Below are 25,622 nucleotides of genomic sequence, written 5' to 3' on the forward strand. Positions count from 1 at the left end.
TCGAGCCGCCCTTTTTGCGAGCAAGGCAATTCGGCAATCAGGAGATGGCGATGGCGGCGCTTCCCTACAAACGTGTTCTGGTCAAGCTCTCCGGTGAAGCGCTGATGGGCAGCGAACCCTTCGGCATCGATCGGGCGACCGTGCGGCGCATTGCCGAGGACGTGATCAACGCCGTCCGGCTCGGCGTCGAGGTGGCGGTGGTGGTCGGCGGCGGCAACATCTTTCGCGGCTCGCAGATCGCCGGCATGGGCTTGTCGCGGCCGGCGGCCGACTCGATGGGCATGCTGGCGACCGTGATGAACGTCATCGCCCTGGAAGCCCAGCTCACCTCGCTCGGCCAGCCGGCGCGCGCCATGTCCGGCGTGGCCATGCCCTCGGTGGTCGAGACCTATACGCGCCAGCAGGGCATGGAGCATCTGGCCAAGGACCGGGTGGTGCTGCTTGCGGGCGGTACCGGCAACCCATTCTTCACCACCGACACCGGGGCGGCGCTGCGCGCGGCCGAACTGCAATGCGATGTGCTGATGAAGGCCACCCAGGTCGACGGGATCTATTCGGCCGATCCCAAGAAGGATCCTTCGGCCACCCGCTACGACCGCATCAGCCATGACGAGGTCATCCGCCGCGATCTCAAGGTCATGGACACGGCGGCCTTTGCGCTTGCCCGGGAGGCCCGCTTGCCGATAATCGTGTTTTCGATTCATCAGGCCGGCTCGATTGCCGGCGTGTTGCGCGGCGAAGCCCGCTGCACCCTGGTCACGGCCTGAGGGAGATGTCGAACCCGGCATGACGCCGCCGGGCCCGGAGGGGCCGGTCGGTGCGGCTTGCCGGGATGTTGGGTTTGCAGGAGACGTGAATGCCCTCGGCGCGCCGAGGGGCTGCGTCGAGGCTGCGAAGAAGACTGGGAGGGCCCGATGGCCACGCCATTCGATCTTGGTGAAGTGAAGCGTCGCATGGACGGCGCCATGGCCGCGCTGAAGCATGAGCTCGGCGGTCTGCGCACGGGCCGTGCTTCCGCCTCCCTGCTCGAGCCGGTGCAGGTCGATGCCTACGGAGCGCATATGCCCCTTGCGCAGGTGGCGACCGTCTCGGTGCCGGAGGCGCGCCTGATCAGCGTGCAGGTCTGGGATCGCGGCATGGTCGGCGCCGTCGAGAAGGCGATCCTGAATTCCAATCTTGGCCTCAACCCGCAGACCGAGGGGCAGGTCATCCGTCTGCGTATTCCGGAGATGACGCAAGACCGTCGCAAGGAACTGGTCAAGGTCGCGCACAAATATGCCGAGGCCGCGCGTGTCGCCGTCCGCCATGTCCGACGCGACGGGCTCGACCAGCTCAAGAAGGCGGAGAAGGACGGCGGCATCGGCCAGGACGAGGAAAAGCGGCTTGCCGACCAGGTGCAGAAGGTCACCGACAGCACGATCGCCGAGGTCGACAAGCTCCTGGTGAGCAAGGAAAAGGAAATCATGCAGGTCTAGCGCCGGGGCGGCGTTGGGGGGCAGGGGCGCAACGAGAGCGGCCATGGCGGCAGGTGACATGACGGACGCACGGCCCGCGAACCAGGATGCGCGGGTGCCGCGGCACGTCGCGATCATCATGGACGGCAATGGCCGCTGGGCCTCCCGGCGCCTGATGCCGCGCTTCGAGGGGCATCGGCGCGGCGTCGAGGCCTTGCGCCGCACGGTGCGGGCTGCCGGCGACCTCGGCATCGGCTATCTCACGCTCTATTCCTTCTCCTCGGAGAACTGGTCGCGCCCCAAGCCCGAGGTCGAGGACCTGATGGGGCTGCTGAAGCGCTTCATCCGCAACGACCTGGCTGACCTGCACGCCAGCCATGTCCGTGTGCGTATCATCGGCGAGCGGGTCGGGCTGGAGCCGGAAATCGCCGGCCTGCTGGCGGAGGCCGAGGACCTGACCCGCGCGAACACCGGCCTCACCCTGGTCGTCGCCTTCAACTACGGCGCGCGCCAGGAAATCGCCGCCGCGGCGCGGCGGCTGGCCCAGGCGGCGGCGGAGGGGCGCCTGGCACCGGGCGACATCACCCCGGAGCTCCTGTCGTCGTATCTGGACACCGCCGACATTCCCGATCCCGACCTGGTGATCCGCACCTCCGGCGAGCAGCGCCTGTCGAACTTCCTGCTCTGGCAGGCGGCCTATGCCGAGTTCATCTTCCTGCCGATCCTCTGGCCGGATTTCGATCGGGCTGCCCTGGAGGCGGCGCTGGCCGAATATGCCGGTCGCGAGCGGCGTTTCGGCGGGCTGGAGGCTGGCCGGGCGAGCCGCCAGGGGACTCATGGCTGATCGGGCCTGGTCAGATCTGGCGCGCCGCGCCGCCTCCGGTGCTCTGCTTGCGGCCCTCGCCCTGGCCGTTGCATGGTGGGGCGGCTGGCCGTTCATGCTGTTCTGGCTCGTCGCCGCCCTGGCCGTGCTGGTGGAGTGGCTGGCGATGGTGACCCGATCGCGCCCGGTGCCGGTCATCGGCGTCGGCGTCGCGGTCGTGACGGCGGCGGCTATCGCCGCCGCCTGGGGGCAGGGGGGCTGCGCTTTGGCCGTGCTTGCCGTCGGCCTGGTCTTGGCCTGGGCCCTGCTCGGGAGGCGGGCGGATACTGTCCTCGCCGCCGCGGGCGTCCTCTATGCCGGTGCCATGGTGGTGCCGATCATCCTGCTCCGCGGCGATGCGAGCTACGGCCTAGCGGCGGTCTTCTTCGTGTTCGCCGTGGTCTGGGGCTCCGACATCATGGCCTATTTCACCGGCCGCACGCTGGGTGGGCCGAAGCTCTGGCCGCAGGTCAGCCCGAAGAAGACCTGGTCCGGCTTCCTTGGCGGGACGGCGTCCGGTGCGCTGGGGGGCTGGGCCGTGGCCTGGGCGACGGGAGCCGGTGCTTCAATCGCGGTGCTCGGCCTCGGCGCGTTCCTCGCCGTGGTGTCCCAGGGTGGAGACCTGATGGAATCGGCGTTGAAGCGGCGGTTCGACACCAAGGATACCGGCAGCCTCATTCCCGGCCATGGCGGCGTGATGGACCGGCTCGACGGTTTCGTTGCCGCCGCCCTCCTTGCCCTGCTCATCGGCTTGCTGCGCGATCCGGCCGGGCCGGCCCGGGCGCTGCTTGTCTGGTAGTCCGCCGCTTGTTAACCAAAGCGTGAAACGAATCGTTAAAATTGTTTGCGTCGCACCGCAGCTACGCCACGATGTCATGGCATAGGCCCGAGATCCTGCGGCGCAGTCTGCGCCCGGCCACGGCAATCGGACAAGGACGACATCATGAATTTCCTAGCGAGCCTGGGCGACTTCGGCGATAGCGCTCTCGGCTACGTGCTGCCGTTCCTGCTCGTGCTCTCGATCATCGTCTTCATCCACGAACTCGGCCACTTCCTGGTCGGCCGCTGGTGCGGCGTGCGCGTGATGACCTTCTCGCTCGGCTTCGGTCCCGAACTGTTCGGGTTCAACGATCGCCACGGCACGCGCTGGCGGGTTGCGGCGATCCCGCTGGGCGGCTATGTGAAGTTCTTCGGCGACGCCAATGCCGCATCCATGCCCGATGCGGACAGGAATGCGCTGATGACGCCGCAGGAACGGGCCGTCAGCTTCTTCCACAAGCCGGTCTGGAAGCGGGCGGCCATCGTCGCCGCCGGTCCCGCCGCGAACTTCCTGCTGGCGATTCTGATCTTCGCGGCGTTTTTTTCAATTTATGGCAAATTGAGTGTTACGTCGCGCGTCGGCGTCGTCGTCGCCGGGAGCGCCGCGGAAAAGGCCGGTATCCGGCCCGGTGATATCGTCGTTGCAATCGACGGCAAGCCGATCGCCGCCTTTGCCGACATCCCCCGCGCCATCGAGGATCTGGCCGGCCGGACTATCCCCGTCGAGATCGACAGGGACGGGACGCGAGCCACCCTGTCGGTCACGCCCACGCTGCGCGCGCAGCCGCCGGAAGCCGCCGCCCTCCACCGCGGCCTGCTCGGCGTCCAGCCGGCGCGCGATCGGTCCGATCCGATCACGGCCGTCTGGCTCGGCACGCGCGAGGTCGGAAACATTATCGGGCAAACGTTCTCTTTCCTCGCCAATCTGGTGATCGGGCACGGGGACACGCGGGAACTGGGCGGCCCGCTCAAGATCGCGCAGATTTCCAAGCATGTGGCGGAGTCGAGTGGCCTTCTCGGCCTGATTTCGCTGGCGGCACTGCTGTCGGTGTCGATCGGGCTGCTCAACCTGTTTCCGATTCCGCTGCTCGACGGCGGGCATCTCGTCTTCTATGCCATCGAGGCGATCCGTGGGCGGCCTTTGCAAGACGCGACCCAGGAGCTGTTGTTCCGTGTCGGCTTCGCCCTGGTGATGATGTTGATGGCGTTCACGCTGGTCAACGACATCGTCAATCCCTTCGCCGGATAGCCCGTGGCGCACGGGCAACGCTGTCCCAAAAAAGGGCAGGGCGTTTTGGAGGCGCGGTTGCGCCGGGGTTGAAACCTTGTAGAACCGTCACGGCAGGGAATTACGAATCCGGCAGGCTGCCTGCGTGGGGGGCCTGCCGAGCGTTTGTGGAATAGGGTATAGGGTACAAGCCCAATGGCATTAGCTTTGTTCAAGTCGAAACGGCGTTTGGCGCTTGTGCTCGTCGCGCTTTCCCTCGTCTTCGGAGCTGCGCCGATCGCACCCGTCGTCGCCCCCGCCGCCCAGGCTGCGCAGAGCCAGCAGATCATCAATCGCGTCGTCTTCGAGAACAACAAGAAGATCAACGACGAGACCCTGATCGGCGGCATGGAGTCCAAGCCGCGGACCCCGTACAATCCGGCGACGGTGCAGGCCGACATCGAGCGGATCAAGAATTTCTACGCCGCGAACGGCCGTTCGGCCGTGTCGATCACCTATCGCGTCGTGCCCCTGCCCAACAACCGCGTCGACCTCGTTTTCACCATGAACGAAGGCGAGAAGATCGGTATCGATGAGATCCGGTTCGTCGGCAACAACGCCTTCTCGGATTGGCGGCTGAAGCGCCAGATGGCGACGGTGGAGTCCGGTTTCCTCAGCTGGCTGCGGACGACGGACACCTATGATCCCGACCGCATCGCCGGCGACGTGGCGCGCCTGACCCGCTTCTACAACAATCGCGGCTATCCCGATTTCCGCGTCACCTCGGTGGTCCCGACGCTGAACGACGCGCAGACCGGCTACATCATCACCTTCACCCTGGACGAGGGCCAGTATCATCGCTTCGGCACGGCCAATGTGCAGTCGGCGATCCCGGAGGTGACCGATGCCGAGCTTTCGGGGCTGATCCAGTCCTCGCCGGGGGGCACCTACGATGCCGAGACCGTCGACAAGACCGTTGAGGACATGACCACCCAGCTCGCCCGCAACGGCCAGCCCTTCGCCTTGGTGCGTCCGCGCGGCGAGCGGGACGCCGACGGCAACATCAACGTCACCTACGTCATCGAAGAGGGCGCCAAGGTCTATATCGAGCGCATCAACATCACCGGCAACACCCGCACTCGCGACTACGTCATCCGCCGCGAGTTCGATGTGGCCGAAGGTGACCCCTACAACAAGGCGATGATCGACCGCGCCGCCCGGCGTCTGCGCAACCTCGGCTATTTCGAGAGCGTGCGCATCACCAACGAGCCCGGTTCGGCTCCGGATCGTGTCATCATCAATGTCGAGGTCGTCGACCAGTCCACGGGCGAATTCTCGGTCGGCGGCGGTTACTCCACCTCGGACGGCTTCGTCGCCGAGGTCTCGCTCTCCGAGCGTAACTTCCTCGGCCGCGGCCAGTACGTGAAGGTGGCGGTGCAATACGGCCAGCAGACGCAGGGCTTCCAGTTCTCGTTCACCGAGCCCTACTTCCTCGGCCAGCGCATCGCTGCAGGCTTCGACGTCTACGTCAAGGAGACCGAGGACAGCCAATACACCTTCTACAACAACAAGGTGGCCGGCGGCACGCTGCGCGCCTCGTTCCCGATCACCGACAACTTCTCGTTCGGCGTGCGCTACAACGCCTATCGGCAGGAGCTGTCGATCCCGAACGACCTCTACACCAACTGCGGCATGCCCAATCCCAATCTGCCCAACTACGGCATCACGCCGACGCCCCCGGTGGGGGGGAACCCAAACAGCTGCTGGGGCACCGTCGATTCCAGCCTGCCGACTCCGGCTCCGGGTGTCGAGCAGCCGAACGGAACCGATCCTGGCGAAGCCTCGATGGCGATCAAGGAGATCATCGGGACGCGCTTCGTGTCGATGGTCGGCTACACTCTGCTCTACAGCACGGTCGACGACATCAAGCAGCCGAGCGAGGGCATCTACGCCACCTTCAAGCAGGACTTCGCCGGCCTCGGCGGCGACGCCAAGTTCGTCCGCACCACTGTGGACGGGCGCTACTACTATCCGCTCAGCGACGACTTCACCCTCATGGCCCGTGCCCAGGGCGGTTACATCTTCGCCTGGGGCGGTGACAATCTGGCGATCGTCGACCAGTTCAACCTCGGTCCTGAGTTGGTGCGCGGCTTCGCGCCCGGCGGTATCGGTCCTCGTGACTTCGTCGGCTCTCCGAACAACAGCAAGGGCAATTCCCTCGGCGGCGCGGCCTATTACGGCGGTACGCTCGAGGTGCAGTTCCCGCTCCTCGGCATGCCGCGCGAGCTCGGCTTGAGGGGGGCGGTGTTCGTCGACGCTGGTTCGCTGTTCGACTACGGCGGCACGGTCTACGGCCAGTGCCAGCCGGAAGGTGCGAACGAGATCTTCTGTCTCGGCGACGACAGCAACAAGATCCGGTCTTCAGTCGGCGTGAGCCTGCTGTGGGCCTCGCCGCTGGGACCGTTGCGCTTCGACTTCTCCAAGGTCATCACCAAGGCGGACGGCGACGTCGAGCAGGCGTTCCACTTCTCCGGCGGCACGACATTCTGACGACCGCCGCTGCTTCCCGCCGGCCGGTCTTGCGAGACCGGCCGGTTTTCTTATGGACGCCGCCCCTCGGGGTGGCGCGAACGGCCAAGGCATGACGGACCCTGTCTTCTTTCGCCCGCACGGTCCCTTGGCGGTTGCCGATATCGTTGCGCTCACCGGAGCCGTCCCGGCTGACGGGCTCGACGGCGAACGGCGCGTCGACGCCGTCGCCCCGCTCGATCAGGCGGGGCCGGACGACCTGACTTTCCTGGAAAACCCGCATTACCTGCCGCTGCTGGCCTCGACCCGCGCCGGCCTGGTGCTGATCGCCCCGAAGTTCGCCGGCCGGGCGCCGGCCGGGGCGCCGTTGCTGGTCGTCGGCGAGCCCTATCGCAGCTTCGCCAAGGTCGCGCTCGCCCTGCACCCGGAGGCGGCGCGGCCGCAGTCGATGTTCGGCTCCAAGGGGGTGGCGCCGGGAGCCTTCGTCCATCCCGAGGCTCGGCTCGAGCTCGGTGTGACGGTCGATCCGGGTGCGGTCGTCGGGCCGCGGGCCGAGATCGGCGCCGGCACCATCATCGGCCCGAACGCCGTGATCGGCCCGGATGTGCGCATCGGCCGCGATTGTTCGATCAGTGCCAACGTCACGCTGCAGCACTGCCTGATCGGCAATCGCGTCATCCTGCATCCCGGCGTCCAGGTCGGCCAGGACGGGTTCGGGTTCGCCATGGGCCCCCGCGGCCATCTCAAGGTGCCGCAGGTCGGGCGCGTGGTGATCCAGGACGATGTCGAGATCGGCGCCGGCAGCACCGTCGACCGCGGCGCCAATCGTGACACGGTGGTCGGCGAAGGCACCAAAATCGACAACCAGGTGCAGATTGCCCACAACGTCACGATCGGGCGCCATTGTGTTCTGGTGGCCAAGGTCGGCATATCCGGATCGACGGTGCTGGAGGATTTCGTGGTGATGGGGGGAGCGTCCGCGACGGTCGGCCATATCCGCATCGGCATGGGCGCCCAGATCGCCGGCGCTTCCAACGTCAAGGACGACGTGCCCGCAGGGGCTCGAATGGGCGGGACGCCGGCGCGGCCCTTGCGCGAATGGGCGCGGGAACTGGCGGCATTGAAACGGCTGGCCGCAGCGGGTAGCCGACCGGGCCAGGTCGAGAGCCCGGACAAGAGGGGAGAGTGACATGACCGAGGCGACGCCGACGCAGACCTTGGAAGCAGTGGACATTGCCAAGCTGCTGGACCTGCTGCCGCACCGCTATCCGTTCCTGCTGGTTGACCGCATCATCGACATCAAGGGCGACGAGTCCGCCGTCGGCCTCAAGAACGTCACCTTCAATGAGCCGCAGTTCACCGGCCATTTCCCCGGCCGCCCGGTGATGCCGGGGGTGATGATCATCGAGGCCATGGCCCAGACGGCAGGTGCGATCTGCGTGTTGAATTCGCTGGGCGGCGCCAAGCCGAAGCTGTTCTATTTCATGACGATCGACGAGTGCAAATTCCGCAGGCCCGTGACGCCGGGCGACCAGATGTGGCTGCACATGACCAAGCTCAGGAGCCGGCGCAGCATGTGGTGGTATCGCGGCGAGGCCAAGGTCGACGGCGCGGTCGTGGCCGAGGCGGTCGTGTCCGCGATGCTGGTCGGCGAATAGGCGCGGCATGGCACAGACGATTCACCCTACCGCGATTGTCGCCGCCGGGGCCAGGCTCGGCGAGGGCGTCGTCGTCGGTCCATTCTGTCTGGTCGGCGAGAACGTCGCGCTCGGGGATGGCGTGGTGCTGCATTCGCATGTCGTGATCGCCGGACGCACCAGCATCGGCGCGCGCACCCAGGTCTATCCCTTCGCCTCGCTCGGGCATCCGCCGCAGGATCTGAAATACCGCGGCGAACCATCCGAACTGGTCGTCGGTGCCGATTGCCTCGTGCGCGAGGGCGTCACCATGAATCCCGGCACCTCGGGCGGGGGGATGGTAACCCGTATCGGTGATCGCTGCGTGTTCCTGGCCCAGGCCCATGTGGCGCATGACTGCCAGATCGGGGCAGGAGTGATCTGCTCGAACAATGTCATGCTCGCCGGCCATTGCAACGTCGGCGATCATGCCATTCTCAGCGGCGGCAGCGCCGCGCATCAGTTCGTGCGTATCGGTGCCCACGCCTTTGTCGGCGGCCTCACCGGTGTCGAGCATGATCTGATCCCCTATGGCATGGCGATCGGCAACCGGGCGCAACTGGCCGGCCTCAACATTGTCGGCCTGAAACGCCGGGGCTTCGACCGCGACCAAATCCATGCCCTGCGGCGGGCCTATCGCCAGATTTTCGCAGTGGAGGGGACGCTGAAGGAGCGAGTGGACGCCGTCGCGGCCGAGTTTGCCGACGAACCTCTGGTGCAGGAGATCGTGTCCTTCATCCTGGCCGGCGGCAATCGTGCGCTGTGCGTGCCGCGCGACGGCGCGGACGCCGAGGCTTGAGCACCGGCCCGATGCATCGGGCCGGGCAGCTGGCGGTCATTGCCGGTGCCGGCCGGTTGCCGGCGGAGATTGCTGCCGAAGCGGCGACACGGGGTGAGACCGTCGTGGTGATGCCGCTGAAGGGCATCGCCGACGCGGATTTCGGTACCCTGGAGCAGGTGCCGATTGCGATGATGGATCCGCATGGCGCCGTAGCGGCGCTCGGGCGGGTGGGCGCAGATCGCGTCATCCTGGCAGGAACCGTGCACAAGCCACGCCTCGGCCTCCTCGTGTCTGCCTGGCAGGCTGCGCTGCACCGCGACGAGATCCGCCGGATCGTGCAGGGTGGTGACGACAATGTTCTGCGCGGCGTCGTCGCCTTTCTCGAGCAGAACGGCTTCGTGGTCGTCGGCGTGCGCGACGTCGCGCCGGGCCTGATGGCGGCGGCCGGGCCGCTGGGCGGCCAAGCCCCTTCGGCGCCGGCCATGGCCGACATCGCCCGCGGCCTCGAAGTGCTCAGGACGATGGGACCGCTCGACATCGGCCAGGCCGCCGTCGTCGCCGATGGGCGTATCCTGGCGGTCGAGGCGGCGGAGGGCACGGATGCCATGCTGCGCCGGGTGGCGGTGCTGCGCCGTGGCGGCCTCGTCGGCCGCATCCTGCGCCGCGGCCGGCCGGCCCTGGCCGAGCATCGGGGCGGGGTCATGGTGAAGGCGCCCAAGCCCGGGCAGGATATGCGGGTCGACCTGCCGGCCATCGGTCCCAATACGGTACGGCGCGCGGCAAAGGCCGGTCTGGCCGGGATCGCGGTCGAGGCCGGCGGCGTGCTCATGGTCGAGCGGCAGGAGACCCTGGCGCAGGCGAAGCGGCACGGCCTGTTCGTACACGGCCTCGCACCATGAGCCCGCGGCCGCTCGACGTCTTCCTGGTGGTCGGCGAGGATTCCGGCGATCAGCTCGGCTTCAAGCTGATGCGTGCTCTGCGCGAGCGGCTGCACGGGCAGGTGTCGTTTCGCGGTGTCGCCGGCCCCGCCATGATCGCCGAAGGCATGGCCAGCCTGTTTCCCCTGGACGACATCGCGGTGATGGGCTTTGCCGCGGTTGCCGCCCGCTTCCGCACGATCTACGCTCGGGCCTGGCAGGCGATCGATGCGATCGTGGCTCGGCCTCCGGACGTGCTCGTCATCATCGACAGCCCGGACTTCACCCATGCGGTCGCCAAGCGTGTGCGACGGCGCCTGCCGGCGTTGCCGATCGTCGACTATGTCTCGCCCTCGGTCTGGGCCTGGCGTTCGGGCCGGGCTCGCAGGATGGCGGCTTATGTCGACCACGTGCTGGCGCTGCTTCCCTTCGAGCCTGCGGCGCATCGGCGCCTGGGCGGTCCAACCTGCACCTATGTCGGCCATCCCCTGATCGAGCGGCTCGACGAGTTGAGGCCCGACGCATGCGAGGCCGCGGCCCGGGCGACGTCGCCGCCGCTTGTGCTGGCGCTTCCCGGCAGCCGGTCGGGCGAGGTGGCGCGGCTGACGGCCGTGTTCGGCGAAGCGCTGGCACTGGCGGCCCGGAGGACCGGCCCGTTCGAGGTCGTGCTGCCGGCCGTGCCGCGGCATGCCGCCCGCCTGCGTGCGGCGGTGGAGGCCTGGACGATCCGGCCGCGCGTGATCGAGGGCGAGGCCGAGAAGTTCGCCGCGTTCCGGCGAGCGCGGGCGGCGCTCGCCGCGTCCGGCACGGTGACGCTGGAGCTGGCGCTGTCCGGCGTGCCGATGGTCGGCGCCTATCGGGTGCCGGGGTGGGAGGCCTTTCTGGCCCGTCGCCTGATCCGGACGCCGTCGGTGTTGTTGCCGAACCTGATCCTCGGCGAGCGGGCGATCCCCGAGCTTCTGCAGGAGGACGCGACGCCGGCAGGCCTGGCGGCGGCCTTGGCGCCGCTCATCGGTGACGGCCCGGAACGACGCCGCCAGATCGAGGCTCTCGGCCGCCTCGACGGTCTGATGCGGCTGGAGGGCGAGACGCCGTCGCAGCGCGCCGCGCGCGTCGTGCTCGAAACGATCGAGGCCAAACGCTCCGTGGCCTGACGGATGCTCAGGGCCGTCCTGGTGAGGAGATGCTGCAGCAGAGGCGATGCTGCGAATGCGAACGGACGGACCTGGCCCGTCCGTTCTCGGCTTCGGTGAGCGCGGCCCCGGCTGCTCAGCGCCGCTGCGCCATCGAGGTATAGTCGCGCCGGGCGGCACCGGTGTAGAGCTGCCGCGGCCGGCCGATCTTCTGGCTCGGATCCTCGATCATCTCCTTCCACTGGGCGATCCAGCCCACGGTGCGCGCCAGCGCGAACAGCACCGTGAACATCGAGGTCGGGAAGCCCATGGCCTTGAGGGTGATGCCCGAATAGAAGTCGATGTTCGGATAGAGTTTCTTCTCGATGAAATACTCGTCGTGCAGGGCAATCCGCTCCAGCTCGATCGCCACCTCCAGCAGCGGATCGTCCTTGTTGCCGAGCTCGTTCAGCACCTCATGCGTGGTCTTCTGCATGATCTTGGCGCGCGGATCGTAGTTCTTGTAGACGCGGTGGCCGAATCCCATCAGGCGGAACGGGTCGTTCTTGTCCTTGGCCTTGGCGATATAGTGCGGGATGCGGTCGACGCTGCCGATTTCCTGCAGCATCTTGAGGGCAGCCTCGTTCGCTCCGCCATGCGCCGGACCCCACAGGCAGGCGATGCCGGCGGCGATGCAGGCGAAGGGATTGGCGCCGGAGGAACCGGCGAGGCGCACCGTCGAAGTGGAGGCGTTCTGCTCGTGGTCGGCGTGCAGGATGAAGATGCGGTCGAGCGCACGGGCCAGGATCGGGTTCGGCCGATATTCCTCGCAGGGCACGGAGAAGCACATGCGCAGGAAATTGGAGGGATAGTCGAGATCGTTCTTCGGATACACGAAGGGCTGGCCGATCGAATATTTGTAGGCCATGGCCGCGATCGTCGGCATCTTGGCGATCAGGCGCATGGAGGAGATCATGCGCTGGTGCGGGTCGGCGATGTCGGTGGAGTCGTGATAGAAGGCCGACAGCGCGCCGACCGAAGCCACCATCACCGCCATCGGATGGGCGTCGCGGCGGAAGCCCTGGAAGAAGCGGGCCATCTGCTCGTGCACCATGGTGTGGCGCGTGACGCGGTAGTCGAAATCGGCCTTCTGCGCCGCAGTCGGCAACTCGCCGTAGAGCAGGAGATAGCAGGTCTCCAGGAAATCGCCGTGCTCGGCCAGTTGCTCGATGGGGTAGCCGCGATACAGCAGCACGCCCTCGTCGCCGTCGATATAGGTGATCTGCGACTCGCAGCTCGCCGTCGAGGTGAAGCCGGGGTCGTAGGTGAACATCCCCGAGTTCTTGTAGAGCGGCGCGATGTCGACGACCGAGGGGCCGATGGACCCTGATCGGGTCGGGAGCGAGATGGATTTGTCGCCAATCGTCAACGTCGCAGAATCGCTGCTCATGCTCGTCTCCTGTGTTCGGAAACCGGCCGACGCGCCGAAACCCGGTGCTGGCTCGGCACCGCTTGCGCGGTCCCGCGTCCGTCGTTCGCCCGGAGTCGGTAGCCCATTTGCTGCATTGCCGCAACAACGCCGGGTCCGTACCTGCCTTTGCGGATCGGATTTCCAAACGACGCCGGGCGGGCGCGTTCGGAGTCCCATGCCGGCCGACAGACATGAACCACGACCTGCGGAGAATTCACTCCATGACGACGCTGCGACCGGATTTGTTCCGGTCGCAGCTCAGGTCCGGCAGATGGATCGCCCACTTGCCCGGAGAGGTCTCAGGCTGGGGTCTGATCCTTCAGCCTGGCCAGGCTCTCCTCGCGCCCCAGCACGGCCAGGACGTCGAACACCGGTGGCGAGGTGGCGCGGCCGGTGAGCGCGGCACGCAGGGGCTGGGCGATCTGCCCGAGCTTCAGGCCGGTCTCTTCGGCCAGGGCCCGCACCGCAGCCTCGGCCGCCGGGCCGGTCCAGTCCGCCAGCGCCTCGAGCCGTGCCGTGGCCAGGCCGAGCGTCGCCCGCGCTTCCTCGCTCAGCAGGGCCCGCGCCTTGTCGTCCAGCGGCAGCGGCCGGCTGGCGAACAGGAAGTTCGCGCCGTCCAGCAGCTCGATCAGCGTCTTGGCGCGTTCCTTCAGTCCCGGCATGGCGGCCAGCAGCTTCGCCCGCATGGCCGGATCGAGCTTGGCGGCCAGGTCCGCTCCCTCGGGGATATGCGGCAGCAGCTTGTCGATCGCGTCCATCAACTCGGCGTCCGAGGCCGCGCGCATGTAATGGCCGTTGAGGTTCTCCAGCTTCTTGAAGTCGAAGCGTGCCGCCGACCGGCCGATCGCCGTCGTGTCGAAGGCGGAGATCATCTCCTCGGTGGAGAAGATCTCCTGGTCGCCATGGCTCCAGGACAGACGGACGAGATAGTTGCGCATGGCCGAGGGCAGGTAGCCCATGGCGCGATAGGCATCGACCCCGAGCGCGCCATGGCGCTTGGAGAGCTTGGCCCCGTCGGGGCCGTGGATCAGGGGAATATGCGCCATGCGCGGCACGTCCCAGTCCATGGCCTCGTAGATCTGCTTCTGCCGGGCGGCGTTTGTGAGGTGGTCGTCGCCGCGGATGATATGGGTGACCCCCATGTCGTGATCGTCCACCACCACCGCCAGCATGTAGGTCGGGGTGCCGTCCGAGCGCAGAAGCACCAGATCGTCGAGGTCCTTGTTGGCCCAGGTGACGCGGCCCTGCACGTCGTCGTCGATGACGGTCTCGCCCTCCTGCGGTGCGCGCAGGCGGATCACCGGCTTCACGCCGGCGGGCGCCGTCGCCGGGTCGCGGTCGCGCCAGCGCCCGTCATAGCGCGGCGGGCGGCCTTCCTTGCGGGCGAGCTCGCGCATCTCCTCCAGCTCCTGCTGGGTGGCATAGCAGTAATAGGCACAGCCCTTGGCCAGCATCGCCTCCGCCACCTCGCGATGGCGCGCGGCCCGGGCGTACTGGAAGATCGGATCGCCGTCCCAGTCCAGGCCGAGCCAGGAGAGGCCGTCGATGATGGCATCGATCGCCGCCTCGGTGGACCGCTCCCGATCGGTGTCCTCGATGCGCAGCAGCATCTTGCCGCCCTTCGCCTTGGCGTAGAGCCAGTTGAACAGCGCCGTGCGGCCGCCGCCGATATGCAGGAAGCCGGTGGGGGAGGGAGCGAAGCGGGTGACGACGGGCGGAGACATGTCTGAGCGGATTCTCTTGTGGCGCAGCCTTGGCGACCGGGCGGAGAAGGCAATAGGCTGCGGCGTTTAGCACAGCGTTGTGCTCGGCGGTAGCGTTGGAGCTGCCTTTGGCGGGACGTGGGCGGGCGGGGGAACGTGTCGAGGTCGCCGGGGTCCGGCCGCGCCGCCGGAATGCGGCGTCGCCGGGCCTCGAGGCTGTGCAGCGGTGCTGGCTCGCGGCCTGCGATCGGCTGCGCGCGGCCCTGGCCTTCGAGAACGAATGTCTCGATCTCGCCCTCGTCGTGCCGGTCTTCCTCGGGCTCGGCGTCATCACCTATTTCGCTGCGCCGGAGGAGCCGGGCCTTGCCGGGCCCGCCCTTCTCGGTGCCGCCGCCCTCGCCGGAGCCTGGATCGCCAGCGGCCGGCGCTGGCTCCATGTCGGCCTGGTCTGTGTCGCCGCTGCGGCCCTGGGTTTCTCGGCCGCCAAGCTGCGCACGCTCAGTCTGGAAGCGCCGCAACTGCGCAGGTCCATGACGGCCGTGGTCACCGGAGCGGTGCTGTCGGTCGAGCGGCGCGCCAGCGGTTCGGCCCGCCTCGTGCTACGCCCGGCAAGCATCGACGGCCTCGCGCCGGCCGACGTGCCGGCGCTGGTCCGCCTGACCGTGCGCAGCGTCGGCGACATATCGCCGGGCGACAGCGTCAGCGTGAAAGCCCTGCTGCGGCCGCCGCCGCCTCCGACCGTGCCCGGCGGCTACGACTTCGCCCGCGACGCCTATTTCGACGGCATCGGCGCCGTCGGCTTTGCCGCGGGCAAGCTCCAGCCGGCCCCTCGGCCCGTGACGATGTCCTGGAGCGAGCGCTTCGCCGCCGGCCTCGATCGGTCCCGCAACGCCCTGACCGATCGCATCGTCGCGGTGATCCCCGGCGAAAACGGCGCCGTCGCCGCCTCGCAGGTGACCGGCAAGCGCGGCCTCATCCCCGAGGACGCCAATGCCGCCCTGCGGGCTGCCGGGCTCTACCATGTCGTCTCGATCTCCGGCCTGCATATGGCCCTGTTCGCCGGCGGCCTGTTCTGGCTGATCCGGGCGCTGCTCGCCCTGTCGTCCCGCATCGCCCTCACCATGCCCCTCAAAGCGCTGGCGGCCATGCTGTCACTGGCGCCGGCCGCCGCCTACACGCTGTTTTCCGGAGCAGAGGTCGCGACCGTGCGCGCCTTCGTCATGACGGCGATCGTGCTGATGGCGGTGGCCCTTGGCCGCAGTGCCGTCACGCGGCGCAATGTCGGGCTCGCCGCCGCCTTCGTGCTGCTGACAACCCCCGAACAGCTGCTGGGGCCGAGCTTCCAGATGTCGTTCGGCGCGGTGGCGATGATGGTGGCCTGGTATGACAGGCCGCGCCGGCCGGGTGCGCGGCCTCCGGCCACGGCCATGGGGCGGATGCTGTCGCGGCTGGGCATCGTCGTCGTCGGCCTCGCCGTCACCACCATCATTGCCTCCCTGGCGACGGCACCGTTCTCGGCCTTCCATTTCCACCGGCTGACGCTGCAGTCCCTGGCGTCGAACTTCATGGCGACGCCGATCGTGTCGCTCCTGATCATGCCTCTGGCCCTGCTGGCGCTGGCGGCCGAGCCCTTCGGCTATGGTGCGCCGCTCTGGTCGGCCATGGGCGTGGCGGTCGGCTGGTTCATGGCCATCGCCCGCATGGTCGCGTCCTGGCCTGGCTCTGAGATCGTCACGCCGCAATTCTCGGCCGCCGCCCTGGCCGCGTTCTCCGCCGGAATCGTGCTGCTGGCCATCCTGCGCACGCGTCTCGCCCTGGTCGCCATGTTGCCGCTGGCGGCCGGCAGCGCCCTGGCCACGATCGACGCACGTCCCGTCGCCATCATCGGCGCCAACGGCTATGCCGCGCTGGTGCGCGACGGTGCGACCCTGTCGACGATCGGCAGCCGGCGCGACGCCTTCAATCAGCGCGAATGGCTGCTGGCCTTGGGTGACGGCCGCAACCTGGAAGACCCGACGCTGACGGCGGCTGTGCGCTGCGACAAGGAGGGTTGCTCGGCGCCTCTGGGCAAGGGACGGTTCCTGGTGCTCGACCGCACCGTCAACGCCATCGAGGAGGATTGCGGCCGGGTCGCCATCCTGGTCTCGCCCCTGCCGGTCCCGGCGCGCTGCAAGGCTGCGGGGCTGGTGCTGGACCGGACATCCATCCGCGCCGCCGGTTCCCTCGCCATCTATGACGACGGCCCGACGCCGGACACCGGCGAGCCGCGCTGGCGCATCGTCACGGCGCGTGAGGCCGGCGGCGACAGGCCCTGGGCGCCGGCTCCCCCGCGCCCCAAGCCGCCGCCTGATACGCAGGAGGAGAAAAGCGAAGCTGCCCCCGACGAGGCGCCTGCCCGGGACGAGGCCTTGCCTCAGTAGCGGCGGAACAAACCGACCAGCTTGCCCTGGATGCGCACGCGGTCGGGGCCGAAGATGCGGGTCTCATACGCCGGGTTGGCGGCCTCCAGCGCGATCGAGGCGCCGCGACGGCGCAAGCGCTTGAGGGTGGCTTCCTCGTCATCGATCAGCGCCACCACGATATCGCCGGTCTCGGCATTGTCCTGGCGCCGGATCAGCACCGTGTCGTTGTCGAAGATACCGGCCTCGATCATCGAATCGCCACGGACCTCCAGGGCGAAATGCTCGCCCGCCGACAGCATCTCCGGCGGCACGCTGATCGTATGGCTCTTGCTCTGGATCGCCGAGACCGGCGTGCCGGCAGCGATCCGGCCCATCACCGGGATCATCACCGAACGCGCGGCGTCCTCGTCCAGGGCCGGCGGGGGAGCGGCTCGCACCCGCCCGAGATTGCCTTCGATGACATTGGGCCGGAAGCCGCGCGGGGCCGACACTGTGGTGAGGCCCGGTACCGAGGATTCGGGCAGCTTCACGACCTCCAACGCCCGTGCCCGGTTGGGCAGGCGGCGGATGAAGCCGCGCTCCTCCAGCGCCATGATCAGACGATGAATGCCGGACTTGGAGCGAAGATCGAGCGCGTCCTTCATTTCGTCGAAGGAGGGGGGAACGCCCTGCTCCTTCAGCCGCTCGTGGATGAAGCGCAGCAATTCGTGTTGTTTCTTCGTCAGCATGGGCGTTCCCGGCGCGGAGGCAGCGAATCAACTGGTGAATCGCCAAACAAACCATGAACAGTGCTACATGTTCGCACTGTGTTCCGCAACCATGAACTTCCGGTAAAGACGATCAGTAGCCGGCGGCGCGAAGATCGATGATCTCGCAGGCATCGCCGGCATGTGCCGCAGCGGCATGGGGCGGCCGGATGGCGAGGCAGTCGGAGCCGGCGAGCACGGCAACCATGGACGAATCCTGCACGGCCGATGGTGTCACCATCGGCAGGTTCGTCGCTGCGTCAAGCGTGAAGGTCGCACGCAGATAGTCTTCGCGCAGATCGTTGGCCGGCCAGTCCACGGCGAAACGGGCCGGACGACGCGGCAATGTCCGGTCGGCGCGGCCGGCGAGGGCACGGATCAGCGGCGTCAGGAACAGCACGCCGCAGACGATCGCCGAGACCGGATTGCCGGGAAGGCCGAGGATGCGCATGGCGCCGAGGCTGCCGTGCATCATCGGCTTGCCCGGCCGCATGGCGATCTTCCAGAAGCCGAGCTGCATGCCTTCGCGGGTGAGGGCGGCCTGCACGAGGTCGCGGTCGCCGACCGAGGCGCCGCCGATGGTGACGAGCACGTCGGCCCCGGCGTCGCGTGCGCGCCGGATCGCCGCCTCGATCTCCGCCAGGCTGTCGCCGGCAATGCCGAGGTCGATCACCGCCGCGCCCTCGGCTTCCGCCATCGCGGCCAGGGCGAAATTGTTGGAGGCGACGATCTGATGCGGGCCGACGCTGGTGCCGGGCAGGACCAGTTCGTCACCGGTGGCGAGGATGGCGACGCGGGGCCTGCGATGGACCGGAACGGTTGCGTGACCGGTGGCGGCGGCGAGCGCCAGATCGCGCGGGCCGAGGCGGGTGCCGGCGACCAGCGCCGTGTCGCCGTCGCGGAAATCGAGGCCGCGGCGGCGAATGTTCTGGCCGGGCCTGGCCGCGGCGGTCAGCGTGACGGTATCGCCCTCGCGCCGCGTGTTTTCCTGGATCAGCACGGTGTCCGCGTCGGCGGGCACCGGGGCGCCGGTGAAGATGCGCACGGTTTCGCCAGGGCCGAACGTACCGGCGAAGGCGTGGCCGGCCGCGCTCTCGCCGACGACCTTCAGCCGCGCCCCGGCCGCCGCATCCGCCGCCCGCAGCGCATAGCCGTCCATGGCGGAGGCGTCGAAGCCGGGCTGGGTGCGCCGCGACGCCAGCGGCTCGGCCAGGACCCGGCCGCGCGCCTGCGGCAGCGGCGCCGGCTCGGCCGGCAGCGCCGATACGCCGTCCAGGACCTGCGCCAGCGCGGCCGAGACCGCGAGAAGTTCCGTCATGCCTCTGCCCGCCATTCGCCCGACTTGCCGCCGTGTTTCTCCAGGAGGCGGATGCCCTCGATCCGCATGCCGCGGTCGACTGCCTTGATCATGTCGTAGATGGTCAGGCAAGCCACGGAGACGGCGGTCAGCGCCTCCATCTCGACACCGGTCTGGCCGGCCACCTTGACGCTGGCGGTGACGCGCAAGCCGGGCAGATCCGGCTCCGGCTCGATCTCGACCGTCACCTTGGAGAGCAGCAGCGGATGGCAGAGCGGGATCAGCTCGTGGGTGCGCTTGGCGGCCATGATGCCGGCGATGCGGGCCGTGCCCAGCACGTCGCCCTTCTTGGCGTTGCCGGCACGCACCAGCTCGAGTGTCGCGGCCTGCATCACCACGCGGCCCTCGGCGACCGCGAGGCGGGTGGTGGCGGGCTTGTCCGACACGTCGACCATGGCAGCCTCGCCGGAGGTGCCGATATGGGTGAGGCCGCTCACGTCGCCTCCGCCTGGCGCTGAAGCAGCGCCTTGGTTGCCGCGGTCACGTCCGCCTGGCGCATCAGGCTTTCGCCGACCAGGAACGTGCCGACGCCGACGCGCCGCAGCCGGGCGATGTCGGCAGGCGTGAAGATGCCGCTCTCGCCGATCAGGAGACGATCGTCCGGCACCCGCGGCGCCAGTTCCTCCGTCACTTCAAGTCTTGTCTCGAACGTCTTGAGATTGCGATTGTTGATGCCGATCATGTGCACGTCGAGCGTCAGGGCGCGGTCGAGCTCGGCGCCATCGTGCACCTCGCAGAGGACGTCGAGCGACCAGTCCTTCGCCGCGGCAACGAGGCTGCCGGCCTCGGCGTCGGTGACGCTGGCCATGATGATCAGGACGCAGTCCGCGCCCCAGGCGCGTGCCTCCACCACCTGATAGGGATCGTAGAGGAAGTCCTTGCGCAAGGCGGGCAGGGCCACCGCGGCGCGGGCGGCGGTGAGAAAGCCAGGGCTGCCCTGGAAGGATGGCGCGTCGGTCAGCACCGACAGGCAGGCCGCTCCGCCAGCCTCGTAGGCCCGGGCCAGCGCCGGCGGGTCGAAGTCGGCCCGGATCAGGCCCTTGGACGGACTGGCCTTCTTGATCTCGGCGATCAGCGCGGTCTCGCCCTGCGCGAGCTTGGCCGCCAGGGCGGCGGCGAAGCCGCGCACCGGCGGGGCCGCCTGCGCTGCCTTGATCAACTCCGGCAGAGGCAGCGCCGCCTTGGCGGCCTCGATCTCGCGGCGCTTGTAGATCTCGATGGTTTTGAGGATGTCGGCCATCGGTCACTCGTTCGAGATGTGGATCAGGCGCTCCAGAGCGCCCTCGGCGCGGCCATGGTCGATGGAGGCGGCCGCCATGGCCACGCCGTCGGCGAGGGTGGCGGCCCGGCCGGCGACCATCAGCGCTGCGGCGGCGTTGAGCACGGCGATATCGCGATAGGGCGTCTGCTCGCCGGCGAGGACCGCGCGCAGGGCCAGGGCATTGTGGGCGCCGTCGCCGCCCTTGAGGTCGGCCGGCTCGGCACGGCGCAGGCCGACTTCTTCCGGATCGATGGTGAACCGGGTGACCTTGCCGTCCTCCAGAGAGACCGCGTCGGTCGGGCCCGTGGTGGTGATCTCGTCGAGGCCGTCCGAGCCGTGGACGGCGATGACGCGGACCGAGCCGAGCGTTTGCAGCACCTCCACCAGCGGCTCCAGCCAATGCGCCGAGAACACGCCGAGGAGCTGGCGCCTGACGCCCGCCGGGTTGGAGCAGGGCCCGAGCAGGTTGAAGATCGTGCGGGTGCCGAGCTCGACCCGCGTGGGGCCGACATGCTTCATCGCCCCGTGATGGGCCGGCGCGAACATGAAGCCGAGGCCGGCCTCGGCGATGCAGCGCGAGATCTGCTGCGGCGTCAGATCGATCTTGACGCCCAGCGCCATCAGCACGTCCGCGGCGCCGGACCGGGACGACAGAGCCCGATTGCCATGCTTGGCGACCTTGACGCCAGCGCCGGCGACGATCAGCGCCGCGGCGGTCGAGACATTGTAGGAGCCGGAGGCGTCCCCGCCCGTGCCGACGATGTCGATCGCCTCGTCGGGGGCCGAGACCGGCGTCATCTTGGCGCGCATGGCGGTGACCGCGCCGGCGATTTCGTCCGGCGTCTCGCCGCGCACCCTGAGCGCCATCAGGAAGCCGCCGATCTGCGAGGGCGTCGCCTGGCCGGAGAGCAGCAGGTCGAACGCCTCCGCCGCCTCGGCGCGCGTGAGGGAGCGGGCGGCGGCAGTGCCGATGAAGGGCTTGAATCCGTCCATCACGCAGCGCCGCGATGCTTGCGGTTCCAGTCCGCGGCCAGATCCAGGAAGTTCTGGACGATACGGTGGCCGTGCTCGGACATGATCGATTCGGGATGGAACTGCACGCCGTGCACCGGGGCGCGGCGATGCGACATGCCCATGACGAGGCCGTCCTCGGTTTCCGCCGTCACCTCCAGATCCTCGGGCAGCGTGTCGCGCTCGACGATCAGGGAGTGGTAGCGCGTGGCCTTGAACGGGCCGTTGATGCCGCGAAACACGCCGCCGCCCTCGTGACGGATCTCGGAGAGCTTGCCGTGCATCGGCAGCGGCGCCCGCGCCACCGTGGCCCCGAACACCTGGCCGATGGCCTGGTGGCCGAGGCAGACGCCGAACAGCGGCGTATGGCCGGTGGCCTTCTCGATCAGCTCGCAGCAGATGCCGCCGCCGCTGTCGGGCGTGCCCGGGCCGGGCGAAAGCACGATGGCGTCCGGCCCCGCGGCCAGCACGGCATCGGCCGTCACCGCGTCGTTGCGATGCACCGTCACCTCGCATCCGAGCTGGCCGATATAGTGCCAGAGGTTCCAGGTGAAGCTGTCATAGTTGTCGATCAGCGTCACGGTGGTCATGGCACGGGCCTCCTCGGCACGGATGCGGGGTGGAAAGGCATCGTCGGATGCCGGAGGACAGCACTAGGGCGCGGAGGAGGGGCGGGTCAAGCGGAGGCATGCGCCGACGGGCGCGATCGCGCCGGCACGGACCGTTCCGGAGTGGCGTGCCCCGCCAAAGCCGCCGAGCCGACATAATTTCTCGCCCTGCAGCTGCGAACCTGCCGGTCCTTGTTCGGAACGTGTCGAGCCGGAGGGCAGCGATGAAAGCTTACCAGAAACTGCAGCGCTACTGGGCCGCCGCCGACCCGGCCGTGCCGAGCGCTGCGGTGGACGAGCGAGACGTCGCGTCTCTCGAAGGCCGATATGCCGTCGCGCTTCCGGAGGATTTCCGCGAATACCTGCTGCGGTCCTGCCCGGTCGAAGACGAGGCGACCGATGACGTGATCACGACCTGGTGGCCGCTGACCCGCATCCGCTCGATCCCCGAGGAATACGGGCACGACATCCGCAACGTGCCGGTCGCGGCCAATGCCGGACGCTACCTCTTCTTCGCCGACCATGTCTGGTGGTGCTGGGCCTGGGCCATCAACTGCGGCGAGGACGAGCACCGCGGCCGCGTCGTGGTCATCAACGGCACGGGCAACGACTTCGTCGCAGACAGCTTCTCCGAGTTCGTCGACCGCTATGTCGGGGACCACCGGGCCGTTTCCTGAGGCGAGCATGGAGAACGGGCGCGGCCTGGAGCGCAGGCCGCGCCTCGTTCCGCCTCGATAAGCTTACTTGTAGGCGGCGGCGATCCCGAGGAAATCCGCGGCCTTCAGCGAGGCGCCGCCGACCAGGGCACCGTCGACATTCTCCACGCCCATCAGCTCGGCCGCGTTGGCCGGCTTCACCGAGCCGCCATAGAGAATTCGCACGCCCGCGCCTTCGGCGGCGAGCGCCACGGAAAGCTGACCGCGGATGAAGTTGTGCACTTCCTTGACGTCCGTGGCGGTCGGCGTCAGGCCGGTGCCGATGGCCCAGACCGGCTCGTAGGCGATGACGGTGTTGGCGGCCGTGGCTCCGTCGGGCAGCGAGCCGGCGAGCTGCGTGCCCACCACCTCCAGCGTCTTGCCGGCCTCGCGCTCGGCCCGCGTCTCGCCGATGCAGACGATGGCGACGAGGCCGGCACGCAGCACCGCCTCGGCCTTGGCCTTCACGATCTCGTCGGTCTCGCCATGGTCGGTGCGCCGCTCGGAGTGGCCGACGATGATGTGGGAGGCGCCGGCGTCGCGCAGCATCTCGGCCGAGACGTCGCCGGTATGGGCGCCGGAGGGCCTGGCGTGGCAGTCCTGCGCGCCGATGGCCGGCGCCTTGCCGGCGAGCCGGGCAGCGAAGGCGGAGACCAGGGTGAAGGGCGGACAGATCAGCGTCTCGGCATGTCCGGCCCCGCCGGCGGCGAGGCCGGTCGCGATGGCGTCGAGTTCGGCGGCCGAGGCCGCGACGCCGTTCATCTTCCAGTTGCCCGCCACGAGCGGACGCGGCCGCGTCGACGTCATCCCAACCCCCTTTTGCGATCCGAGCCGGCCCTCCGACGGCGAAAAGGCGCGGGCGAAGGGCATCCGGCAGCCTCTTAACAATGGTGGCCGTGTGGGGCAAGGCGTTGAAAAATCGCAGGCTCCGTGCCATTGCGGCCCCATGTCCGCATCCCTATGATGCGCGCCTTTCGCGAGGCGACAAGTCTCGACCGGCACAACACTGGACCAACGAACGACATCGCCCGCTCATGCTGACTTCCATTCGAACGACCTTCCAGAAGGGTCTGGCCCGGCTGGTCCTGATTGCACTGATGGTGCTGCTGATCCTCAGCTTTGCCCTGTGGGGCATTCAGGATTTCTTCCGCGGCTTCCGCTCCAACGAGGCCGTCAGTGTCGGCAGCACGGTGATCACGACCGAGGAACTGCAGCGCGCCTACACGCTGGAGGTGCGCCAGCAATCCCGCCGCTTCGGCAAGCCGTTGTCGCCGGCCGAGGCGCGGCTCCTGGGCATCGACCAACTGGTGCTGCAGAACGTCACCACCCGGGCGGCCCTCGACGAGCAGGCCCGCAACTACAGGCTCGGCCTCGCCGACCTGAAGGTGGCGGAGATGGTGCAGGCCGATCCGTCGTTCCAGAACGGCGGACGATTCGATCCCGGCTATTTCAACGCTATTCTGCGCGAGAACGGCCTCACCGAAGCCGGCTTCCTGGCCGAGCAGCGCCAGGCCTATCTGCGCAGCCAGATCGGCGATGCCCTGAGCGGCGACGTCGCCGTGCCGCAGGTGCTGCAGGAAGCCGTCGCCCGGTTCCAGGGCGAGAGCCGCGGCATCGCCTATGTCACGCTGACCGAGGCGCTGCTCGGCGATATCGGTCAGCCCGACGCCGCCGCGCTGCAGACGTTCTACGACGAGCGCAAGAGCCAGTTCCGCACGCCCGAGTTCCGCAAGTTCAGCTATATCTCGCTGACGCCCGACGCGCTGGCCGCCAAGATGGTGGTCACCGACGACGACGCCCGGTCCACCTATGACAGCCGCAAGGATCGCTTCACCACGCCGGAGAAACGCACGGTGCAGCGCATCGCCTTCGCCGATGCCGCCGAGGCCAAGGTCGCGGCCGACCGCATCGCCGCCGGCACCGCGACCTTCGACGCCGTCGCGGCCGAGCGCAAGCTGCAGCCGGCCGATCTCGATCTGGGCACCGTGACCCGGGCGCAACTCCTCGATCCGTCCCTCGCCGACGCTGCCTTCAAGCTCGCCGAGGGAGCGACCTCCGGGGTCGTCCAGGGCAAGCTGTCGACGGTGATCCTGCGCGTCACCAAGATCGAACCCGAGACGGTCACACCCTTCGATCAGGTCAAGGAGGAGATCAAGAAGGAGATCGCCACGGATCGGGCGCACAACGAACTGCTCGACATCCAGACCAAGATCGAGGACGAGCGGTCCGGCGGGGCCTTGCTCAAGGAGATCGCCGGCAAGCTCGGCCTGTCGCTGGTCGAGGTGGCGGCTGTCGATGCGCAGGGCCGGGATGCCGCCGGCCAGGAGGTGCATCTGCCGCAGCAGGACAAGCTCGTCGCCGCGGTCTTCGCCAATGATCCGGGCTCGGATGCCGACCCGATCGATGGGCGCGACGCCGGCGTGGTCTGGTTCTCGGTCGATGCCGTCACGCCCGCCCGCGATCGTACCCTGGAAGAGGCAAAGGCCGATGTGATTGCGGCCTGGATCACGGACGAGAAGGCCCGGCGCCTCAAGGCGCGCGCCGAGGACCTCCTGAAGGAACTCAACGGCGGCAAGTCTCTGGAGGATGTCGCCAAGGCCGCGTCGCTCGAGGTGAAGCAGGCCTGGGATCTCAAGCGCAACACCGAGGCGCAGGGGCTGTCGGCGGCCGCCGTCAATGTCGTGTTCTCGACCCCCGTCAAGGGCTTCGCCACGGCGCCGAACGGTGACACCGACCGGATCGTGCTGCAGGTCACCGACAACACCGTGCCGGCTTTCGACCCCAAGGCCGAGGCGGCGGTGGCAATGACCCGGCAGCTCGACCAGTCGATCGGCCAGGACTTCCTGGCCGAGTACGTGGCGCGGCTGAAGAACGATCTCGGCCTGGTCGTCAACCAGGGCAACGTCAACCAGGCCACCGGCGCCGGGAGAGAGGGCTGATGCCCATGACGGGACGCGAGGGCTGGAGGATCGGCGGCCGGGCACGATGGCGGCGCTCCGCCGCCTGAGCTG

23 protein-coding genes are annotated in these 25,622 nt (G+C 68.5%); 14 read left to right on the forward strand and 9 right to left on the reverse strand.

The genetic code is table 11. The annotated features are described in order from the left end of the window. Window positions 1-50 precede the first annotated feature (50 nt). From pyrH to lpxB, 11 genes are all read left to right on the forward strand, one after another. Entirely contained in the window at window positions 51-767 is a 717-nt protein-coding gene (gene pyrH / locus AC27L4_RS19730; RefSeq protein ID WP_487144069.1) for a UMP kinase, read from the forward strand. 147 nt (window positions 768-914) lie between these two features. Further along, entirely contained in the window at window positions 915-1,475 is a 561-nt protein-coding gene (gene frr, locus AC27L4_RS19735) for a ribosome recycling factor (protein ID WP_487144070.1), read from the forward strand. Between the two features lie 43 nt (window positions 1,476-1,518). Beyond that, window positions 1,519-2,298 (forward strand): isoprenyl transferase, encoded by a 780-nt coding sequence (locus AC27L4_RS19740; protein ID WP_487144071.1) that lies wholly within the window; start codon window positions 1,519-1,521, stop codon window positions 2,296-2,298. Further along, entirely contained in the window at window positions 2,291-3,115 is an 825-nt protein-coding gene (locus AC27L4_RS19745; protein WP_487144072.1) for a phosphatidate cytidylyltransferase, read from the forward strand. The genes AC27L4_RS19740 and AC27L4_RS19745 overlap by 8 nt, the downstream gene beginning before the upstream one ends. Before the next feature lie 144 nt (window positions 3,116-3,259). Next, complete coding sequence (gene rseP / locus AC27L4_RS19750) at window positions 3,260-4,384, forward strand: RIP metalloprotease RseP (protein WP_487144495.1); 1,125 nt, start codon at window positions 3,260-3,262, stop codon at window positions 4,382-4,384. Between the two features lie 216 nt (window positions 4,385-4,600). After that, the gene (gene bamA, locus AC27L4_RS19755; protein ID WP_487144496.1) at window positions 4,601-6,892 is read left to right on the forward strand and encodes an outer membrane protein assembly factor BamA; all 2,292 of its coding nucleotides are present in this window, start codon (window positions 4,601-4,603) and stop codon (window positions 6,890-6,892) included. Between the two features lie 91 nt (window positions 6,893-6,983). Further along, on the forward strand, window positions 6,984-8,060 hold the full coding sequence (gene lpxD, locus AC27L4_RS19760; RefSeq protein ID WP_487144073.1) for a UDP-3-O-(3-hydroxymyristoyl)glucosamine N-acyltransferase: 1,077 nt from the start codon (window positions 6,984-6,986) through the stop codon (window positions 8,058-8,060). 1 nt (window position 8,061) lies between these two features. Next, a complete protein-coding gene (gene fabZ, locus AC27L4_RS19765) occupies window positions 8,062-8,529 on the forward strand; it encodes a 3-hydroxyacyl-ACP dehydratase FabZ (protein WP_487144074.1) in 468 nt (155 codons plus the stop codon). Window positions 8,530-8,536: 7 nt separating this feature from the next. Beyond that, on the forward strand, window positions 8,537-9,346 hold the full coding sequence (gene lpxA / locus AC27L4_RS19770; RefSeq protein WP_487144075.1) for an acyl-ACP--UDP-N-acetylglucosamine O-acyltransferase: 810 nt from the start codon (window positions 8,537-8,539) through the stop codon (window positions 9,344-9,346). Beyond that, complete coding sequence (locus AC27L4_RS19775; protein WP_487144076.1) at window positions 9,343-10,227, forward strand: LpxI family protein; 885 nt, start codon at window positions 9,343-9,345, stop codon at window positions 10,225-10,227. The genes lpxA and AC27L4_RS19775 overlap by 4 nt, the downstream gene beginning before the upstream one ends. Continuing rightward, window positions 10,224-11,399 (forward strand): lipid-A-disaccharide synthase, encoded by a 1,176-nt coding sequence (gene lpxB, locus AC27L4_RS19780; RefSeq protein WP_487144077.1) that lies wholly within the window; start codon window positions 10,224-10,226, stop codon window positions 11,397-11,399. Before AC27L4_RS19775 ends, lpxB begins: the two co-directional genes overlap by 4 nt. A gap of 115 nt (window positions 11,400-11,514) precedes the next feature. On the opposite strand, the gene gltA is transcribed toward lpxB, so the two are convergent. Together gltA and gltX are read right to left on the reverse strand one after the other, a co-directional pair. Next, on the reverse strand, window positions 11,515-12,807 hold the full coding sequence (gltA, locus tag AC27L4_RS19785; RefSeq protein WP_487144078.1) for a citrate synthase: 1,293 nt from the start codon (window positions 12,805-12,807) through the stop codon (window positions 11,515-11,517). 320 nt (window positions 12,808-13,127) lie between these two features. Next, on the reverse strand, window positions 13,128-14,552 hold the full coding sequence (gltX, locus tag AC27L4_RS19790) for a glutamate--tRNA ligase (RefSeq protein ID WP_487144079.1): 1,425 nt from the start codon (window positions 14,550-14,552) through the stop codon (window positions 13,128-13,130). A 107-nt stretch (window positions 14,553-14,659) separates the two neighbouring features. Between gltX and AC27L4_RS19795 the strand changes: the two genes are divergently transcribed. Then, window positions 14,660-16,951 (forward strand): ComEC/Rec2 family competence protein, encoded by a 2,292-nt coding sequence (locus AC27L4_RS19795; RefSeq protein ID WP_487144080.1) that lies wholly within the window; start codon window positions 14,660-14,662, stop codon window positions 16,949-16,951. Here the strand turns inward: AC27L4_RS19795 and lexA are convergent. The 6 genes from lexA to AC27L4_RS19825 form a co-directional block, all read right to left on the reverse strand. Next, window positions 16,945-17,661 carry a transcriptional repressor LexA gene (gene lexA, locus AC27L4_RS19800; protein WP_487144081.1) on the reverse strand — a complete coding sequence of 239 codons (717 nt, stop codon included), beginning with the start codon at window positions 17,659-17,661 and terminating at the stop codon, window positions 16,945-16,947. The genes AC27L4_RS19795 and lexA overlap by 7 nt on opposite strands. A gap of 112 nt (window positions 17,662-17,773) precedes the next feature. Further along, window positions 17,774-18,997 (reverse strand): molybdopterin molybdotransferase MoeA, encoded by a 1,224-nt coding sequence (locus AC27L4_RS19805; protein ID WP_487144082.1) that lies wholly within the window; start codon window positions 18,995-18,997, stop codon window positions 17,774-17,776. Next, complete coding sequence (gene moaC, locus AC27L4_RS19810) at window positions 18,994-19,473, reverse strand: cyclic pyranopterin monophosphate synthase MoaC (protein ID WP_487144083.1); 480 nt, start codon at window positions 19,471-19,473, stop codon at window positions 18,994-18,996. Before moaC ends, AC27L4_RS19805 begins: the two co-directional genes overlap by 4 nt. Then, a complete protein-coding gene (trpC, locus tag AC27L4_RS19815; protein ID WP_487144084.1) occupies window positions 19,470-20,276 on the reverse strand; it encodes an indole-3-glycerol phosphate synthase TrpC in 807 nt (268 codons plus the stop codon). The genes moaC and trpC overlap by 4 nt, the downstream gene beginning before the upstream one ends. A 3-nt stretch (window positions 20,277-20,279) precedes the next feature. Further along, window positions 20,280-21,290 (reverse strand): anthranilate phosphoribosyltransferase, encoded by a 1,011-nt coding sequence (gene trpD, locus AC27L4_RS19820; protein ID WP_487144085.1) that lies wholly within the window; start codon window positions 21,288-21,290, stop codon window positions 20,280-20,282. After that, on the reverse strand, window positions 21,290-21,898 hold the full coding sequence (locus tag AC27L4_RS19825) for an anthranilate synthase component II (protein WP_487144086.1): 609 nt from the start codon (window positions 21,896-21,898) through the stop codon (window positions 21,290-21,292). Before AC27L4_RS19825 ends, trpD begins: the two co-directional genes overlap by 1 nt. Window positions 21,899-22,140: 242 nt before the next feature. Here AC27L4_RS19825 and AC27L4_RS19830 point away from each other — a divergent pair, with 242 nt between their 5' ends. Continuing rightward, window positions 22,141-22,593: an SMI1/KNR4 family protein gene (locus AC27L4_RS19830; protein WP_487144087.1), complete on the forward strand. Its 453-nt coding sequence runs from the start codon at window positions 22,141-22,143 to the stop codon at window positions 22,591-22,593. A 63-nt stretch (window positions 22,594-22,656) separates the two neighbouring features. Here the strand turns inward: AC27L4_RS19830 and tpiA are convergent, their stop codons facing one another. Next, the gene (gene tpiA / locus AC27L4_RS19835; protein ID WP_487144088.1) at window positions 22,657-23,418 is read right to left on the reverse strand and encodes a triose-phosphate isomerase; all 762 of its coding nucleotides are present in this window, start codon (window positions 23,416-23,418) and stop codon (window positions 22,657-22,659) included. A gap of 227 nt (window positions 23,419-23,645) precedes the next feature. On the opposite strand from tpiA, the gene AC27L4_RS19840 reads away from it, so the two are divergent. Then, window positions 23,646-25,550: a peptidyl-prolyl cis-trans isomerase gene (locus tag AC27L4_RS19840; protein ID WP_487144089.1), complete on the forward strand. Its 1,905-nt coding sequence runs from the start codon at window positions 23,646-23,648 to the stop codon at window positions 25,548-25,550. The last annotated feature ends 72 nt before the right edge of the window (window positions 25,551-25,622 follow it).

The sequence above is a fragment of the Labrys sp. Lb11 genome (assembly GCF_057554225.1).

Bases quoted from the DNA above. Each gene is read 5' to 3' on its own strand.
- lpxD (WP_487144073.1), top strand. From the start codon at position 6,984: ATGACGGACCCTGTCTTCTTTCGCCCGCACGGTCCCTTGGCGGTTGCC.
- AC27L4_RS19825 (WP_487144086.1), bottom strand. From the start codon at position 21,898: ATGACCACCGTGACGCTGATCGACAACTATGACAGCTTCACCTGGAAC.
- pyrH (WP_487144069.1), top strand. From the start codon at position 51: ATGGCGGCGCTTCCCTACAAACGTGTTCTGGTCAAGCTCTCCGGTGAA.
- trpC (WP_487144084.1), bottom strand. From the start codon at position 20,276: ATGGCCGACATCCTCAAAACCATCGAGATCTACAAGCGCCGCGAGATC.
- AC27L4_RS19745 (WP_487144072.1), top strand. From the start codon at position 2,291: ATGGCTGATCGGGCCTGGTCAGATCTGGCGCGCCGCGCCGCCTCCGGT.
- AC27L4_RS19830 (WP_487144087.1), top strand. From the start codon at position 22,141: ATGAAAGCTTACCAGAAACTGCAGCGCTACTGGGCCGCCGCCGACCCG.
- lpxB (WP_487144077.1), top strand. From the start codon at position 10,224: ATGAGCCCGCGGCCGCTCGACGTCTTCCTGGTGGTCGGCGAGGATTCC.
- gltA (WP_487144078.1), bottom strand. From the start codon at position 12,807: ATGAGCAGCGATTCTGCGACGTTGACGATTGGCGACAAATCCATCTCG.
- AC27L4_RS19740 (WP_487144071.1), top strand. From the start codon at position 1,519: ATGGCGGCAGGTGACATGACGGACGCACGGCCCGCGAACCAGGATGCG.
- lexA (WP_487144081.1), bottom strand. From the start codon at position 17,661: ATGCTGACGAAGAAACAACACGAATTGCTGCGCTTCATCCACGAGCGG.
- rseP (WP_487144495.1), top strand. From the start codon at position 3,260: ATGAATTTCCTAGCGAGCCTGGGCGACTTCGGCGATAGCGCTCTCGGC.
- AC27L4_RS19805 (WP_487144082.1), bottom strand. From the start codon at position 18,997: ATGACGGAACTTCTCGCGGTCTCGGCCGCGCTGGCGCAGGTCCTGGAC.
- trpD (WP_487144085.1), bottom strand. From the start codon at position 21,290: ATGGACGGATTCAAGCCCTTCATCGGCACTGCCGCCGCCCGCTCCCTC.
- fabZ (WP_487144074.1), top strand. From the start codon at position 8,062: ATGACCGAGGCGACGCCGACGCAGACCTTGGAAGCAGTGGACATTGCC.
- gltX (WP_487144079.1), bottom strand. From the start codon at position 14,552: ATGTCTCCGCCCGTCGTCACCCGCTTCGCTCCCTCCCCCACCGGCTTC.
- AC27L4_RS19840 (WP_487144089.1), top strand. From the start codon at position 23,646: ATGCTGACTTCCATTCGAACGACCTTCCAGAAGGGTCTGGCCCGGCTG.
- lpxA (WP_487144075.1), top strand. From the start codon at position 8,537: ATGGCACAGACGATTCACCCTACCGCGATTGTCGCCGCCGGGGCCAGG.
- tpiA (WP_487144088.1), bottom strand. From the start codon at position 23,418: ATGACGTCGACGCGGCCGCGTCCGCTCGTGGCGGGCAACTGGAAGATG.
- frr (WP_487144070.1), top strand. From the start codon at position 915: ATGGCCACGCCATTCGATCTTGGTGAAGTGAAGCGTCGCATGGACGGC.